General features: G+C 45.6%; 15 protein-coding genes. 2 read left to right on the top strand and 13 right to left on the bottom strand.

Features of this window, described 5'->3' with window-relative positions:
* Positions 1-86 precede the first annotated feature (86 nt).
* Together BUA78_RS07750 and BUA78_RS07745 are read left to right on the top strand one after the other, a co-directional pair.
* Entirely contained in the window at positions 87-1,466 is a 1,380-nt protein-coding gene (locus BUA78_RS07750) for a sigma-54 interaction domain-containing protein (RefSeq protein ID WP_238456760.1), read from the top strand.
* Positions 1,467-1,799: 333 nt separating this feature from the next.
* Complete coding sequence (locus tag BUA78_RS07745; protein WP_072912818.1) at positions 1,800-2,627, top strand: amidohydrolase family protein; 828 nt, start codon at positions 1,800-1,802, stop codon at positions 2,625-2,627.
* Between the two features lie 61 nt (positions 2,628-2,688).
* Here the strand turns inward: BUA78_RS07745 and BUA78_RS20185 are convergent, their stop codons facing one another.
* The 13 genes from BUA78_RS20185 to yabP all read right to left on the bottom strand — a co-directional run bounded on the left by BUA78_RS20185 (position 2,689) and on the right by yabP (position 15,400).
* Positions 2,689-2,865: a hypothetical protein gene (locus BUA78_RS20185; protein ID WP_175548988.1), complete on the bottom strand. Its 177-nt coding sequence runs from the start codon at positions 2,863-2,865 to the stop codon at positions 2,689-2,691.
* 41 nt (positions 2,866-2,906) lie between these two features.
* Positions 2,907-3,419, bottom strand: a complete 513-nt coding sequence (locus BUA78_RS07740) for a type 1 glutamine amidotransferase domain-containing protein (RefSeq protein ID WP_072912816.1) — start codon at positions 3,417-3,419, stop codon at positions 2,907-2,909.
* A gap of 203 nt (positions 3,420-3,622) precedes the next feature.
* Positions 3,623-5,326 carry a formate--tetrahydrofolate ligase gene (locus BUA78_RS07735; protein WP_072912814.1) on the bottom strand — a complete coding sequence of 568 codons (1,704 nt, stop codon included), beginning with the start codon at positions 5,324-5,326 and terminating at the stop codon, positions 3,623-3,625.
* A 217-nt stretch (positions 5,327-5,543) separates the two neighbouring features.
* The gene (gene ndk, locus BUA78_RS07730) at positions 5,544-5,993 is read right to left on the bottom strand and encodes a nucleoside-diphosphate kinase (RefSeq protein ID WP_072912811.1); all 450 of its coding nucleotides are present in this window, start codon (positions 5,991-5,993) and stop codon (positions 5,544-5,546) included.
* A 101-nt stretch (positions 5,994-6,094) separates the two neighbouring features.
* Entirely contained in the window at positions 6,095-7,915 is a 1,821-nt protein-coding gene (ftsH, locus tag BUA78_RS07725; protein WP_072912809.1) for an ATP-dependent zinc metalloprotease FtsH, read from the bottom strand.
* A 53-nt stretch (positions 7,916-7,968) separates the two neighbouring features.
* Complete coding sequence (gene tilS / locus BUA78_RS07720) at positions 7,969-9,405, bottom strand: tRNA lysidine(34) synthetase TilS (protein ID WP_072912808.1); 1,437 nt, start codon at positions 9,403-9,405, stop codon at positions 7,969-7,971.
* 163 nt (positions 9,406-9,568) lie between these two features.
* The gene (gene spoIIE / locus BUA78_RS07715) at positions 9,569-12,040 is read right to left on the bottom strand and encodes a stage II sporulation protein E (protein ID WP_072912805.1); all 2,472 of its coding nucleotides are present in this window, start codon (positions 12,038-12,040) and stop codon (positions 9,569-9,571) included.
* 87 nt (positions 12,041-12,127) lie between these two features.
* Positions 12,128-13,018 (bottom strand): Ppx/GppA phosphatase family protein, encoded by an 891-nt coding sequence (locus BUA78_RS07710; protein WP_072912802.1) that lies wholly within the window; start codon positions 13,016-13,018, stop codon positions 12,128-12,130.
* 228 nt (positions 13,019-13,246) lie between these two features.
* A complete protein-coding gene (locus BUA78_RS07705; protein ID WP_072912799.1) occupies positions 13,247-13,636 on the bottom strand; it encodes a S1 RNA-binding domain-containing protein in 390 nt (129 codons plus the stop codon).
* 84 nt (positions 13,637-13,720) lie between these two features.
* Positions 13,721-14,152, bottom strand: a complete 432-nt coding sequence (locus tag BUA78_RS07700) for an FtsB family cell division protein (protein WP_072912795.1) — start codon at positions 14,150-14,152, stop codon at positions 13,721-13,723.
* A complete protein-coding gene (locus BUA78_RS07695; protein WP_072912792.1) occupies positions 14,149-14,385 on the bottom strand; it encodes a helix-turn-helix transcriptional regulator in 237 nt (78 codons plus the stop codon). The genes BUA78_RS07700 and BUA78_RS07695 overlap by 4 nt, the downstream gene beginning before the upstream one ends.
* Before the next feature lie 176 nt (positions 14,386-14,561).
* Positions 14,562-15,101: a spore cortex biosynthesis protein YabQ gene (gene yabQ / locus BUA78_RS07690; RefSeq protein ID WP_072912877.1), complete on the bottom strand. Its 540-nt coding sequence runs from the start codon at positions 15,099-15,101 to the stop codon at positions 14,562-14,564.
* A 14-nt stretch (positions 15,102-15,115) separates the two neighbouring features.
* Positions 15,116-15,400 (bottom strand): sporulation protein YabP, encoded by a 285-nt coding sequence (gene yabP / locus BUA78_RS07685; RefSeq protein WP_072912789.1) that lies wholly within the window; start codon positions 15,398-15,400, stop codon positions 15,116-15,118.
* Between the last annotated feature and the right edge of the window lie 8 nt (positions 15,401-15,408).

The raw sequence follows: 15,408 nt of genomic DNA, 5'->3' as shown, positions 1-15,408 counted from the left end.
AATAAATACAACATGTTTATTTTTGAGAATGTATTTAATCTATCGAAGCTGGGATGAAAACATTTTTTCATAGCGAGGGGATTATCTTGGCACAGAACATCGAGTCTTTCTTTGATAAAATATTAGATGTCTTTTACGAAGGTATTTACATTTCTGATCATACCGGGAAGACCGTTAGAGTCAATGATAGGTACGAGCAGCTAACCGGCCTGAAAAAGAAAAATTTGTTAGGACGCAATGTGAAAGAATTAAAAACTGAGGGTGCCTTTAATTACGCCATTAACCCCAGTGTTGTAAAAACCGGCAAACCACAGACCTCACTACAAAGGACCGGCACCGGACGAGAGCTAATCTTAAACGGTCACCCGGTATTTAACCAGGAGGGCCAAGTTGCCTATGTGGTAACCTACGTGAGAGATGTTACGTTACTTTCTCAATTGAAGGAGCAAATTTCTTACCAGAGTGAGCTCATTGAAAAATACCATCGTGAAGCTCATTACTTGAGAACCCGCAATTTACAAAACGCTATTGTTGAGAGTCCCAAGATGATTACACTAATGAATCTGCTGAAAAGGGTTGCCGCAACCGATAGTACCGTACTGATTCTTGGTGAAACCGGTGTAGGCAAGGATGTCTTTGCTAACCAAATACACCAGCATAGCCTCCGCCGAGACGAGCCTTTTTATAAAATCAACTGCGCTACCATTCCCGAAAGTTTAATTGAATCTGAGCTCTTTGGATATGAACCCGGAGCCTTTTCCGGTGCCAGCACCAAAGGTAAGCCGGGATATTTCGAAATGGCCGACAAAGGAACCTTATTTTTAGATGAAATCGGTGAGCTTCCACTGTCTATGCAGGCTAAACTGTTACGGGTTTTGCAGGACCAGGAAGTCATGCGACTAGGTTCCACCAAAGTAAAGAAGGTGGATGTTCGCTTTATTGCTGCCACCAATCGAAGGTTAGAACAAGCAGTAAAGGAAGGAATCTTCCGAAGTGATCTCTATTACCGGCTGCGGGTGGCCGTCTTGGACCTCCCGCCGCTTAGGGAACGTCAGGAAGAGATTATTCCCCTCTTAAATTTCTTTTTAGAGAAGTTTAACACCAAATACAAAAAGAACCTTGATCTTACACCAGAAGCTAAAAACACCCTACAGCGATATAGCTGGCCCGGAAACATCCGGGAAATGGAAAATTTGATTCAGGGGTTGGTCGTCACCCAGGAAAATTCCTCCCTTGGTGTGAGGGATCTGCCAAACTATTTGCTGCATAAAGAAGAGCTACTAGAGGTGCTACCATTTCAACACCAGGCGGAAGATCAGTCCCTGGGGGACGTCATGAGTCAGTTTGAGAAGGAATTCTTGAAAAACGCCTTAGAAAAACACGGTAGCTTAGCCAAGGTCGCCAGTGCCTTAAAGGTTGATCGCTCTACTGTCTTTAGAAAACTAAAAAAATACGAATTAATCTAAAACGTTGCAATCCCGCACATAATAGTTGCGGGATTGCAACGTTTTTTGGCACTTTCAGAAAGTATAAAAATTCTATTAACGAAAACATAAGAAAAACTAAGGCTTCCGCTGCATCAAAGACGTAACCTTTTTTCTCATGTATCTATCAATCTCCATAAAAAAGTTAGCTATCCAAAGATGTCGTCCAAGAGACACTGTTGCAAAATAGCAACAGTGTCTCTTGGACGCTTGTGGAGAACCTTGCCCTTTCCAGCATTAGCAGGCTGGCACATTCCTTGCAATATACTGGGTTATTCCATGAAACACACACATAACAGGAGAGGACGCGACATTATGAAGGTAATTGATTTTAGATTTAGACCCAATACCCCGGACGTGATGGCCATCGGAGAAAGCAAAATGTTTAAGGCCCTATGCGATTCCATTAATTTTTCTGCCAAAAAAACCCAACCTCTGGAAGAAATCGTTGAAGAATTAAATCAACACCAAGTGGAGAAGGCTGTTATTCTGGGCCGGGACGCAGAAACAACCTATCAATGGAAAGGCAGTAACGATGGTGTGGCAGCTTTTGTCAATAAGTATCCCAATAAGTTTATCGGCTTTGCCGGGCTCGATCCCCACAAAGGGATGGCCGCTGTCAGGGAACTTAACCGCTCTGTAAATGAACTGGGTTTAAAGGGTGCCTCTATTGACCCCTACCTAGCGAAAATTTATGTCAACGATGCCAAGTATTACCCCATTTACGCCAAGTGCTGTGAATTAGACATCCCCATTGTCATTACCACCGGCCCTGCTTCCCTGGTGCCTGAGGCTGTTATCGATCACGTAGCACCCCGTTATATTGATTTTGTGGCCAGGGATTTTCCTGAACTAACCATCGTTGTTAGCCACGGTGCTTATCCTTGGGTTAATGAAATGATTACCGTAGCCCAAAGAAACGCTAATGTGTATTTCGATATGTCCGAATATGAATTCTTCCCCATGGCCGAAGCTTATGTACAGGGAGCTAACACCATCATTAGCGACAAGTTACTCTTTGCCAGCGCCCATCCCTTTGTAGATTTTAAGGATGCTCTGCAGAGCTACGAGAAGCTGCCCTTTACCGATGAGGTACGGGAAAAGGTTATGTACCAGAACGCCGCACGGATTTTGAAGCTCTAGAAAATAGCCCAAAGAAACGGGAATGTCGCAAAAGGTAGTTTTGCGACATTCCCGTTTTCAATTAATCCATAGAAAAGACGCTTTTATTGATGTTATCTTCTAAACTCCTCTGATTAAAATAGGAGATTAGGATTCCCCGCAGGGTTTCCGACATATCTTTATTCTGCCTGGCCGCCTCACTTTCTAACATTTCAATCAGTATTGGCGGCAGAGTAATGGTAATGTTTTGTTGAGACAATGATGTTCCCCCTATCCCTGTCATCAAGACAGAGTCCTATTTTATTTAAGGTTTTTTAGAATCTCCCGGCAAAAGGCCGGTAGGTCATCGGGTACACGGGAGGTAATAATATTCCCGTCAACCACCACTTCTTGATCGAGATATGCTGCCCCTGCATTAACCAAATCATCTTTAATCATAATACAAGCTGTCGCCTGTTTACCCTTTAATACTCCGGCAGAAACCAATACCCAGCCAGCATGGCAGATTGATGCCACTACCTTGCCGGCCCCATTCATTTCCCTGACAATCCGCAGCATATCCTGGTCTATCCGCATTTTATCCGGTGCATAACCGCCGGGGATAATGACTGCGTCAAACTCTGCTGTGTTCACTTGGCTGGAGGAAAGATTGATTTGAGCGACTAATCCCTGTTTACTGGTAAACTTTTCTCTATTACCGGTACCAATAATTGAAACTTGATAACCCTCTTCCTTCATCCGGTAATAGGGATACCAAAACTCCAGATCGTTATAATTATCCTCGACAAAAAGTGCAATCTTCTTAGGTGCCATGATAACACTCCTTTTTACTCATATTTTACCAAAACAGTTATCATTAGTACAATTATATTATACTAGGACTCTGCCCGGTTTTTATACGCTGACAGGGTTAGTTTACCCTTTAGGCAAATCAGAAATTTATATACTTTCTGCCCTGAAAATTAAGCTGTTTTTTTATCCGTGGTATCGCTAGGCGGCATGTTGGTCTGATTTACTTAAAACAGACCAACGGTGCGTCCGTATTCATCAATATCCACCTGATGAGCCGAAGGTTTGGAACCCAGTCCAGGCATGGTGCGCATGGCACCGGCTAGGGGATACAGGAACCCTGCCCCCACCGAGGCACGAATGTCGCGGATGGGGAAAATATAATTTTCCGGAAGATTCTTACGAGCCGGATCATGGCTAATGGATAGGTGGGTTTTGGCCATACAAATGGGTAGATGGCCCAGCCCTAAATCCTCAAACTGCTTAATTTTGCGTTCAGCCAAAGGCTCGAAGACAACTCCGTCAGCATTATAAACCTTGGTGGCCAGTACCTCAATTTTTTCTTTAATGCTCAGGTTATCTGGATAGAGTAGCTTAAAATCGGCGGGTTTCTCGCAGGCAGCCACCACGGCTTCAGCCAGTTCCACAGCTCCTGCTCCACCATCGGCCCACACCGTGATGGGATAAGCCCCCAACGCGCCAGCTTCCAGTGCTTTTTCCCGCACCAATGCCACCTCAGCATCAGTATCCGGGGTGAAGCGGTTGATGGACACCACCACCGGTACACCAAAATAACTGGCCACTTTAATATGATGGGCCAGGTTGGCACAACCTCTCTCCAGAGCAGGTAGATTTTCCCTGGTTAATTCTTCAGGCAGGGGTTTTCCTGCTACGACGTTTCCTAAACCACCATGCATTTTTAATGCCCGGATGGTGCAGGTGATAACCACACAGTTAGGCCGCAGGCCGGATTGGCGGCACTTAATATCCATAAATTTCTCCATCCCCAGGTCTGAACCAAAGCCACTTTCGGTAACCACATAATCCGCCAATTTTAAGGCAATCTTGTCAGCCAGTACGGAGTTATTGCCATGGGCAATGTTGGCAAAGGGTCCAGCGTGCATAATGCAGGCTTGTCCTTCCAAGGTCTGTACCAGGTTCGGCTTTAAGGCTTCCTTCATCATCACAGTCATAGCCCCGGCAGCTTTTAAATCCTCTGCTGTCACGGGTTTGCCATCATAGGTATAGGCCACAATGATTCGCCCCAGACGCAGACGCAAGTCCGGTAAGTTTTCGGCCAAAGCTAAAATTGCCATGACCTCGGAAGCTACAGCCATATCAAAGCTGGTTTGACGGGGATAGCCATTCTCCTTCCCTCCCAAACCAACGACGATATCCCGTAAGGCCCGATCATTGGTATCTAGCACACGGTTCCACATCACCGTCATAGGATCAATATTTAAAGGATTACCCAATAAAATAGAGGTATCAATCATAGCTGCCAGTAGGTTATTGGCAGCCTCTACAGCATGAATATCCCCGGTGAAGTGAATATTAATATCCTCCATGGGTACCACCTGGGAGTAGCCACCACCAGCAGCGCCGCCCTTAATGCCAAACACCGGTCCCATAGAAGGTTGTCTTAGGGCAGTAATGACCTTCTTACCAATCTTACCTAAACCCTGGCTTAAGCCAATGGTAGTAACCGTTTTCCCTTCACCAAGGGGTGTCGGAGTAATTGCTGTAATATCAATTAGCTTGCCCTGAGGCTTATCCGCGTGCTTTCGCAGTACATCTAGGCTAATCTTTGCCTTATACTTGCCATAGAGGTCAATATCATCTTCGTCCAAGCCAATACCCTTGGCAATTTCCATAATGGGGATCATTTGATGGGCTTGGGCAATCTCCAAATCACTCGGCACTGCTTTCATTTCGTTGCCTCCTCCTTTAGGGGGTCAGCTATCCATGCTACTATGCGAAAGGGGTCTGACCCTATTTGCTTTTAGAAAAACTTGTCTTGCGCCAAGTCTTTAGACGCCGGCGGAAGCCTTAGTTTTTCTTATACTTTCAACAATAGAAATTTTATACTTTCTGAAAGTGAAAAACAAAATTCTCCAGTATGGTAACTGGAGAATAAAGTCTTTCTGCCTACTCGTAAATCCAGGTATCAATGGCACGACCGTAGTCTACCAGTTCTTCCGGGCGGAAGAAGATGCCAATTTCACGGTTGGCACTCTCTAGGGAGTCAGAACCGTGGATGATGTTACGTCCTACATCTACACCAAAGGTGGCTCGAATAGTTCCCGGAGCAGCCTTTAAAGGGTTGGTGGCACCCATCATCTCACGAGCTGTTGCCACTACGTCTTTGCCCTCCACAACCATAGCCACAACCGGACTAGAGGTAATGAAATCTACCAAACCCGCAAAAAATGGTTTGCCCGCATGTTCCCCATAGTGCTTTTCAGCTGTTTCCCGGGGTATTTGCATCATTTTGAGCCCGACAATTTTATAGCCTCTTTGCTCGAAGCGGCTAATGATTTGTCCCACTAACCCCCGTTGGACTCCATCAGGCTTGACCATTAAGTAAGTACGTTCCATGTTATTTTTCCCTCTCTCTTTATGAAAATAAATCACATCAAAAACGCTTCTTTTCTGTCTAACCTGTGATGTCCACGTTTGATTGAGTGGTCTTTGATGGCCTATACCGGCTTTTCTAAACCAGCTTCTTGCATAAGCCCGGCAAATTCATTGGCCTCAATGGTTTCTTTCTCCATCAAAACCTGAGCAATTTTGTCTAGAGTTGAACGGTGCTCGGTCAGCAGGGCTTTGGCCTTGGTATAGGATTGATCAATCATCTTGCGGACTTCCTTGTCAATGGTAAAGGCCACTTCCTCGGAGTAGTTGCGATCCCTGTTGATATCCCGTCCCAAGAAGGGAGAATCCTGCTTATGTCCCAAAGTAAGGGGACCCAGTTCATCACTCATACCATATTCCATAATCATCCGCCGGATGGTGCCAGTGGCCCGCTCCAAGTCATTTTGGGCTCCGGTGCTAATTTCCTTAAGCACCACATCTTCTGCCACGCGCCCCCCTAACAACATGACCACCTGATCAAGTAACATAGACCGGGTCATATAATAGCGGTCTTCCTTGGGTAATAGCAGCGTGTATCCGCCGGCTCTTCCCCTCGGAATGATGGAAACCTTATGCACCGGATCCGTATTCGGCAACAGGTAACCTACCAAAGCGTGTCCGGCTTCGTGATAAGAAACCAACCGTTTTTCCTTCTCGGAGATAACCTTGGATTTCTTTTCAGGACCGGCAATAACCCTCTCGATAGAGTCCTCCAGTTCCCGCATACTGATAGATTTTTTGCCAAAACGAGCGGCCAAGAGCGCTGCCTCATTCATTAAGTTAGCTAAGTCCGCTCCGGTAAAGCCGGGGGTACGGCGAGCTAACACCTCTAAATCAACATCTAGATCAAGGGGTTTCCCCTTGGCATGTACCTTTAGGATTTCTTCCCGACCCTTGACATCCGGCGAATCTACCACAATTTGCCGATCGAAACGACCTGGACGCAGTAAGGCCGGATCTAAAATATCCGGGCGGTTGGTGGCTGCCACAATGATGATCCCTTCGTTGGGATTAAAGCCATCCATCTCTACCAGCAATTGGTTCAGGGTTTGCTCACGTTCGTCGTGCCCCCCACCTAAACCGGCACCACGCTGACGTCCTACAGCATCAATCTCGTCAATAAAGACAATACAGGGAGCATTTTTCTTGGCTTGTTCAAATAAATCACGAACCCGGGAGGCACCTACCCCCACAAACATTTCCACAAAATCGGAGCCCGAAATGGAGAAAAACGGAACTCCCGCTTCACCGGCCACAGCCCGTGCTAACAAGGTTTTACCGGTACCCGGTGATCCAAAGAGGAGTACCCCCTTGGGAATTTTGGCACCGATTTCATTAAATTTTTTGGGGTTCTTGAGGAAGTCTACAATTTCTGTAAGCTCTTCTTTAACTTCATCAGCTCCGGCCACATCTTCAAAGGTTACCTTTTTCTTTTCGTCCGTATGTAGCTTGGCCTTACTCTTCCCAAAGGACATGACACGATTGCCGCCCCCCTGGCTCTGCTGCATCATAAAGAAGAACAACAGGACAAAAATCAGTATAGGCAGCATGGTCGTCAACAAGCCCGCCCACCAAGATGGCTCTGGAGGTGGTATCTGTTGGTAATTTACACTCTTTTCCTTCAATAAGGGAATCAGAGTTTCATCCATAATAGGACCGTTGGTTTGGAACTCCTTACCGTCCTTAAGCTTCCCCTTGATAATATTCGTGGCTTTATCAGTGGTCATTTCCACACTTTGAATCTTGTTTTGTTCCAACTGTGTAACAAATTCATCATAACGCAGTGGGACAATGGTTGTCTTTTTGTCTCCGGTAAACTGGATTAGAAATATAATAACCAGTACAATTAACAAGTAAATGCTAAGGTTTTTGAGAACCTTATTCAAGTATGTCACTCCTCCCTGCAAACCCCAAGATAATGAATATTTTACCACAACCGTTATTTGTTATCAATTTGTGTATTACTACTATTCCCATTTTCCAGTGTAAGTAGAATAAGTTTTTGGGTTTCCGAAGTAATTCCTACTTGATCTGCCATTCTTACGCCCGCCACCCATAAGATTCGCCCGGTTTGCTGCTCTACCACCAGAGGAATGTTGTCTCTCTGGTGCCGGGGTATCTTTCGGTCAATCAGTAATTTTTTAAGCTTTACCTCTCTGCCCAAACCAAAGGGAGTTATGGCATCCCCCTCTTGCCGAAATCTCACCACCAAAGGAAACTTCACTTTGCTAAAATCCAGGGCAGCTACCTGCAAAGGTAATTTTTCGGGGTCTTGAACCAATTCTACTCTAGGCAGGACTTCTGCCGTCAGTCTTTGACCCGCTGTCGTTATCACACTCCCGGGTACGGACAAGGGGTGGATTTGATCAGATTCCCGCTGCAAGGTATCCCCAGCCATAAAGGTAACTGCTCCTGAAGATAACCTCACCCGAATACCTTCCGGCAATTCCCAGACCCTCTCCGGTCCGCCTCCTGCCATATTGCGTACCAAATTTTCAATATGGCCAAAGGTAAGCTCCCGCCGCGTGCCTTGCATTTTTTGCCAAGACAAGCGCAGCACCCGGCGCACTAATGCGACAGCTTGTTGGGAGAGTATTTGGCGATCCAGAATAATTTCATTTGTTTTCTCTGTTTGCAGTACCTTTTCATAGGCTTCCTGGGTAAGTTGCTCCAATAGTTCGTCCTCACTGCGCGCTTGCTCCGCCAGCCGTCCTAAAATATCAATAATTCCTGGTGAGTATTCCTTTTGGAGCAAAGGGATTAATTGATGTCGCAGTTTATTACGCCGATAAATAAGTTTTAGGTTGGAACTGTCGATCCGGTAGGGAATACCCATATCCTGACAATAACTTTCTATTTCTAACCTATGGATGCCGAGTAATGGTCGAATAACACAATCGTCGCGAACAGGAGCTATCCCTCCTAACCCCCGCAGCCCAGAGCCTCGTAACAGATTCATCAAAACTGACTCGGCCTGATCATTGGCATGATGCGCCAGGGCTAGTTTCTGTCCACCCGTTTCCTGTAAAACCTCATAAAAAAACTGGTAGCGTATTTCTCTGGCAGCTACCTGGGCGGAAAGTCGCCTTTCCCGGGCATAGGCGGGAACATCACGATTAACTACACGGCAGGGAATTCCAGAGCGAAAACAAAACGCTTGAACAAGGTCTGCATCCGCTTGTGCCTCCTCACCCCGGAACATGTGATTGAGGTGAGCAACATACAGGGATATCTTCATTTCCTGTGCCAAACTCTGCAGTATGTGTAACAGCGCCATGGAGTCAGGTCCTCCTGAAACCCCCACAATTACCAACTGTCCCGGCTCTACCATTGGATACCGGGCCAATTCTTTACGAACCTTCTCCAACACCCCCATAAAACTGTATCTCCTTTAATTTGTCTTAGGAAATCATTTTCCACATAGCATAGTAAAATCCTGCAAATTAATTTAGCTTTTGGGTTTTCTATCCCTCAGCCAATGGCTGACGGCAAAAAGGAAGTGCCGCAAAAGTAGTTTGCGGCACCCCTGCATCCCCTGACTATTGCTGCGTTGTTAATAACCGGGCAGTTATGATCGTCATATCATCGGGTATCCGTCCACCGGCGGCATTTTGAGCTAATTCTAAGATTACATCGGCAGCTTCTTGGGCTCCCATTTTCCCTAGATTCTGTAACATACTGTTCATCCACTCATCTTGATCGGCATCGCTACCCCGGTGTGCATCAAACACTCCGTCACTAATCATCACCAAGAGGTCGCCCTCCTCTAACATGCGGGTTACCGAGACAAACTGCAAGTTCTCCACCACCCCCACCGGCAAAGCAGAGGTTTTAATGGTCCCCACCCGACGTCCCCGCACCAGGTAGCTGGGTACTGCACCAATTTTAAGAAAGGTTCCACTCCCCGTATACAAATCCACTACTGCCAGATCAACCGTAGAAAAACTTTCTTCAGTCGATCGTAACATCATGATAGAATTCACGGTTTTCACTGCCAATTCTTGCCCAAAACCAGATTCTAATAAGTGCTCCAGCAAAGATATAATGGTACCGCTTTCCCTGGCGGCCTTGGGTCCGGAACCCATACCATCGGAGAGCAGCAGGGCTACTCGGCCCTCTTTTAGCTGCAAAATCGCATGACTGTCACCACATACACTGTTACCATCTTTGCCGATCTTGGCTACCCCCACATCCACAGAATACCGTAAGGCCGGATATAGCTTAAAGGAGCAAATATCTTCCCCAGACTTCAGTTGACAATTGGTACTGGCTACATGGAAACTTCGGCCCACCACCTTGGAAACCACGGGTGCTATGGTAAAACGGCAGGCCATTTCACCCCGGCAGGCCTGTTTCACCACACCTACTTCCATTAAACCATCCTCTTTGTGCAGGGTATAGACGTCCTGTACCGGGATCCCTAATCGGTCAAACTGATGGCGTAAAGCCTCATCGATTTCCCCGTCCAACTCCACATCAAATTCCAATTCGCTGGACATATTGTCCATAATCTGAGAGACTCCTTTTAATTGCTCGGAAACCAACTCACGACTCTCCAGCAATCTCTGGTGCCAATAGTTATTTACTTTATAGGTTTCATAAAGGCAGGTGATGGTAATAGACATTTCCTTTAACCTGGCACAACGTTTTTTTAGATCATCGGATAAATCATCGATGGTAACCCTCCCCTGCAGTTCTACCGTTGATAGCATATCCAACATATTTTGATAGGTGCGGTGAAAATCTCTTTCCCAACAGGTGCGGTAGAGAGCACAGCCATCACAGACCTTTTTACTTACCTCGGTGAATAATTGCTGCAATCCATGTTCTTCCTGACTTTGCTGAACGGTAGAAGAAACCTGTTCAAAGCTCTTGGACAGCTCGGAAAAAATAGAGGCCCAGTTACGAATCCGATCCACGGTTAATTCTCTCAGGCGATTATCCTGCAAAGCTGTAACCATTGGGGCTTCAGCATGGGCTCTAGGCAGGTGTTCCTTAATCCGCTCCTGCCAAGTAGCCGGGAATAGTAAGAATAGAACTGTAGCAAGAGCCGTTTCTGCCAACACACTTTTTAAATCTCCGTAGTTAGATATATAAACAGCTAAAACAATGTTCCCCAGCAAAAAACCTACGGCCACTGCCAGTTTGCCAAAATTTTTAACCGATCCAGCCAGTACTCCGGCAAAGGAATAGGCCCCGATAATCACGGGTGCCACTACGAAGGACAAACCCGGTATCACACCCACCACCGCACCAGTGGCAGCAGCAATCCCTGCCCCTCCCAGCAAAGCCCCCAGTAAAATGATAAAACGACTAATAACCCCTCTTAGGGTAATAAATTGGTATTCCAGACCACCAGTACCTGCAATAACCCCTGCCAACAATATCAATAAACAAAAAATTGCTTCGCCAGATAAAGTTCGGTGGGCAGCTCCTCGAGCAAAGGGTGCCATACACTGGAGAAACAGGAATGTCAGTACGCCCGCAAAAACCGCCTCGAAACCAGCCGTGATATAGGCATAGAGATGGGGCTGCTGCACGCTGATAAAAATGGCTTTAATCGTTAAAGTGGTTACTACCGCTACCCCCGGCACCACCAGCCAAGGTCTGTTTATTTGAGGCTTAATGGACAACATGGTTAAAAAGCCCGCAGCTAGCACCGTGCCAGAGCTCCAGCAAGCAGACCCACTGGTTACTGTCAGCAGTCCTACCAGCGTAGACAGTACCACCAGGGGTAAGGCACCGAACAGCCACGTAACAGCACAAACAAAGCTCACCCCAAAGGGAGATAGTTCCCCTAACAAAATGGCTCTGCCCAAAAACAAACCCACCAGGCAGAGAATTAAGCTTTCTTTAGCCAGCGCTTGTCCCACCCAGGCCATGGAAAAACTTTTAGGCCTAACAAATTCTTTTTTCGTGGTGGGTGTGCTCTGGCGAAAACGAGATTGCTTTTTACTTTGGCAACCCTGCTTGTCCCTGTGGTAGGTATAAATATCAGCACGATCAAACAACCGCTCCACCCCTTACTATGTCGCTTTGCTCCATTATAGTATAGGGATTGGAAATTTCCTGTCATTATTGGTAGGTAATTCCAGTTTTTATTTCGACAACTTTTGATACATTGTAACTACTAAACCCTGTAGAATATCACTCTCGGAAATCGTTAAACCCTTTAATTGCAAGACCTCCAAGGCAATCTTAACCAGGGTTGCACCCGCTATAATAATATCTGCCCGTTCAGGCTGCAAGCCGACAATATTTTTTCTACCCTCATATCCTGCCGCTTCCAACACGTCTAACAAACGCACTACTTCAACATAGGGCAAATAGTGTCCGTGTACTAATTCCGGGCGGTATTTGGCTAACCCCAATGACATAGCTGCCAAGGTGGTGGCCGTTCCCCCTACGGCAACCAGAGATCGTTTTTGGCCTTGCGAACTCCTAACCCGTTGCAGTGTGGGGAGCAGCAGTTGTTTTATCTGTTCTTCCGAGTGTCCCCCCTCGGTCATGCGTACTGCGCCTGCCGGTAGACTCACAAACTCGATCCCTTGACCTACTGGCCAAATCATTTCTGTACTGCCCCCACCCACATCCAGCACCATCGTAGTGCTTGCTTCCACCGCCAGTCCGGCCAGTACCCCACGGTAACTAGCTGCTGCCTCTGCCTCCCCGGACAATACTTGCACAGTAATCCCGGTTCTTTGTTGGACGCGTTGTAAAAATTCCTCCTGGTTCACAGCATCTCTCACCGCACTGGTGGCCACAGCCAGCAGTTCCCGAGGCTGCAGGGGCTTTATTTCGGTAAGGAACTGTTCAATGGCAATAATTGTACGTTCCATGGCCTCGGGCAGTAATTCTCCACCATTAATCCCCTGCCCTAAGCGAGTCGTGATTAGGCCCGATTTAATCGTCTCTACTGTGCAATCAGTAACTTCCGCCAATAGATATCTGGTGGAATTCGTACCAATGTCGATGCTGGCGAGTAGCATATAGCTTACCTCCCTTAACTTATCTCAACCTTCATTTAATCTTTTTACTAAGCTTGTTACTTATTCTGGCCACCGGCCTAGTTAGTATAATTTCTATAAACTCACCTAAATAGCTATTTAATTCATAAAATGTGAAACTAATGGATAAAAGATTAACCCCAAAGGAATGCCCTTGAGATACAAATAAGCATTCTCTTAAACAGAGAATGCTTACTCAATTGCAACGTCTTAGAATTTCGGGCCGCCTCGGCCACCTCTTTTAGAGTCGGTATGTTTTTTAAGATCGGCCAACCGTTCATCACTTTCTTTAATAAATTTGGCTAATTTATCTTCGAAGGAAGGCTCAAATCTCGGTTTGCGAGGAGCCCTAGCCGCCGAAGCAGTGGGATTAGCTTGCTTTAGTGACAGACCAATTTTACCCTTGGGGTCTACAGAAATAATTTTTACTTTTACTTTGTCGTTTACCTTTAAAAATTCATTAATATCCTTTACATAAACTGCAGCAACTTCTGATATGTGCACCAAGCCAGTCTGACCACCTGGCAGCTCTACGAATGCACCAAAATTTGTAATTCCGGTAACGACACCCTCTACAATACTACCCTGTTCCAACGACATGTACCTGCAACTGCCTCCCTTAATTGGCCAACCATACTTAATAAGAGTATATGGTAAATTAAGCTGAAGTGTCAACAAAAATGATTAGTCATAAATATTCTTATATTTAACTTCAAACCCTTCAGCGGTTCCTTGTTGCTGTTTGCTCGCATCTGCTCCTTGCTGAGATTGAGTTGGTACTACCAAGGTTTCTCCCGGCTTTACTAAACCCAGTTGCTCCCTGGCGGCCTGTTCAATATAAGCATCGGACTTAATTTGTTTAATTTGTTCCCGTAACGCAGTATTGCGAGTTTCTATTTCTTTTACTTGCTTTTGTAAAGATTCTACATTTGTTTGCATGGAATGTAAGCGGTTAAATTGGCTGGTTAATGAAAAGACAATATACCCTACCACCGCTAAAACCATAAACATCATCATTTTACTATTGCCGCGACCCGAGCGCAATCGTGTAGCCTTTTCTTTATGCTCTCGGTGTAGTTTTAGTTCAGTTACTTTATTTTTACCGGTGGAAATCATTCAAAGGCTTCCTCCTCATCCTCGGGACCGAATAAACCCAAGCTTTCTCCCGGAATCACAATAACAACCTGATACCCTTTAGACCGGGCACGATTAAACAAAGTAGCCACGGAGCTGGGGCTAAGCTTTAGTTTTGCTGCAATCTTTTCTGTAGAAAAACCCATCTCTTTTAGAGTAACCACCTGTCGCTCTCGGAAACTGAGTTTCTCTGCCCCGCGAATCTCCATCTGCACCTTGTCCAACCCCCGAGCGAAATCCACAACTTATCCACATATTATCCACAGGGTGTGTACAAACTTATTACATATCATTTACAATTTTACTACAAAAACAAAAAATTTCCAGGTGTTTAGCAGAAGTTAGTGCAAAAGTTTTCCCTAAAAACCGAGAAAACAGGACTTTAGTCCTGTTAATCATGGTCCTTATATTCAAAAAGGGGAAATATCGACGATAAGCGACTCCTCAGACTGCGCTTGGCAGAGCGCAATGGCTTACCAAAAAGCCTTTGGGTAATTTTGCCTAAGAGTCCTGCCACAAAACCTAGGGGAACTGCCACTGCTAGATAGATAAATCGAAAGGGTAGACAAATTAACCACCAAATACTGCCCAATAATTTTATAAAAAGCTTCCAGAGCCTGTGTACGGTTTTAAAAGTAAGCTGTAACAATGAAGTTGTACTACGACTGAGTACGTTTAAATAGATTACAGCACCTAGGGCCAACCCTAAAAATACGTAGAGACGCACTTCACCCCAGTTGCTCATTAAGAGTAAAGTAAAAACTACCCCTGTGAGCACAATCCAGAATAAGATATCTCCCAGAGCAGTGCCAATCTTACGCAGCCTTAATGTCCCTCTGGTAACCCTATATAGGTCATAGCAAAAGCCAGACACAACACCAATTAAAACTGTAAAAGCAAAGTAATAAAACTGATCTATCAGGGGAACCACTGGCTGCACCATCCTTATTTCAGTATTCGATTAATAAACCCTTTGCCCCGGGCCTTGCCTCCCTTAGCCGAGCGTCCCTCTACATATTCTAAAGCATTAATAAAACCTTCTACCACCAAGCTTCCTTCGTCTAAATTGAGATGGGTAATATGCATCCCTTCTCCCTTTAATTTCAAGAATCCCATATTGGTATCTAGGGTAATTTCCTGCTCATCAAAACTACCTACGTGCTGAACACCTTCGAGTTTTAATATTTTTCTCCCATCAATACTCAAAACGTGTTTTCCGTACTCTTCCACAGATACCC

It is taken from the genome of Desulforamulus aeronauticus DSM 10349, from assembly GCF_900142375.1.
GTDB lineage: Bacteria > Bacillota > Desulfotomaculia > Desulfotomaculales > Desulfotomaculaceae > Desulfotomaculum > Desulfotomaculum aeronauticum.
This window is presented reverse-complemented; position numbering and strand designations above follow the sequence as displayed.

Bases quoted from the DNA above. Each gene is read 5' to 3' on its own strand.
- BUA78_RS07745 (WP_072912818.1), top strand. From the start codon at position 1,800: ATGAAGGTAATTGATTTTAGATTTAGACCCAATACCCCGGACGTGATG.
- BUA78_RS07740 (WP_072912816.1), bottom strand. From the start codon at position 3,419: ATGGCACCTAAGAAGATTGCACTTTTTGTCGAGGATAATTATAACGAT.
- BUA78_RS07735 (WP_072912814.1), bottom strand. From the start codon at position 5,326: ATGAAAGCAGTGCCGAGTGATTTGGAGATTGCCCAAGCCCATCAAATG.
- ndk (WP_072912811.1), bottom strand. From the start codon at position 5,993: ATGGAACGTACTTACTTAATGGTCAAGCCTGATGGAGTCCAACGGGGG.
- tilS (WP_072912808.1), bottom strand. From the start codon at position 9,405: ATGGGGGTGTTGGAGAAGGTTCGTAAAGAATTGGCCCGGTATCCAATG.
- BUA78_RS07710 (WP_072912802.1), bottom strand. From the start codon at position 13,018: ATGCTACTCGCCAGCATCGACATTGGTACGAATTCCACCAGATATCTA.
- BUA78_RS07705 (WP_072912799.1), bottom strand. From the start codon at position 13,636: ATGTCGTTGGAACAGGGTAGTATTGTAGAGGGTGTCGTTACCGGAATT.
- BUA78_RS07700 (WP_072912795.1), bottom strand. From the start codon at position 14,152: ATGATTTCCACCGGTAAAAATAAAGTAACTGAACTAAAACTACACCGA.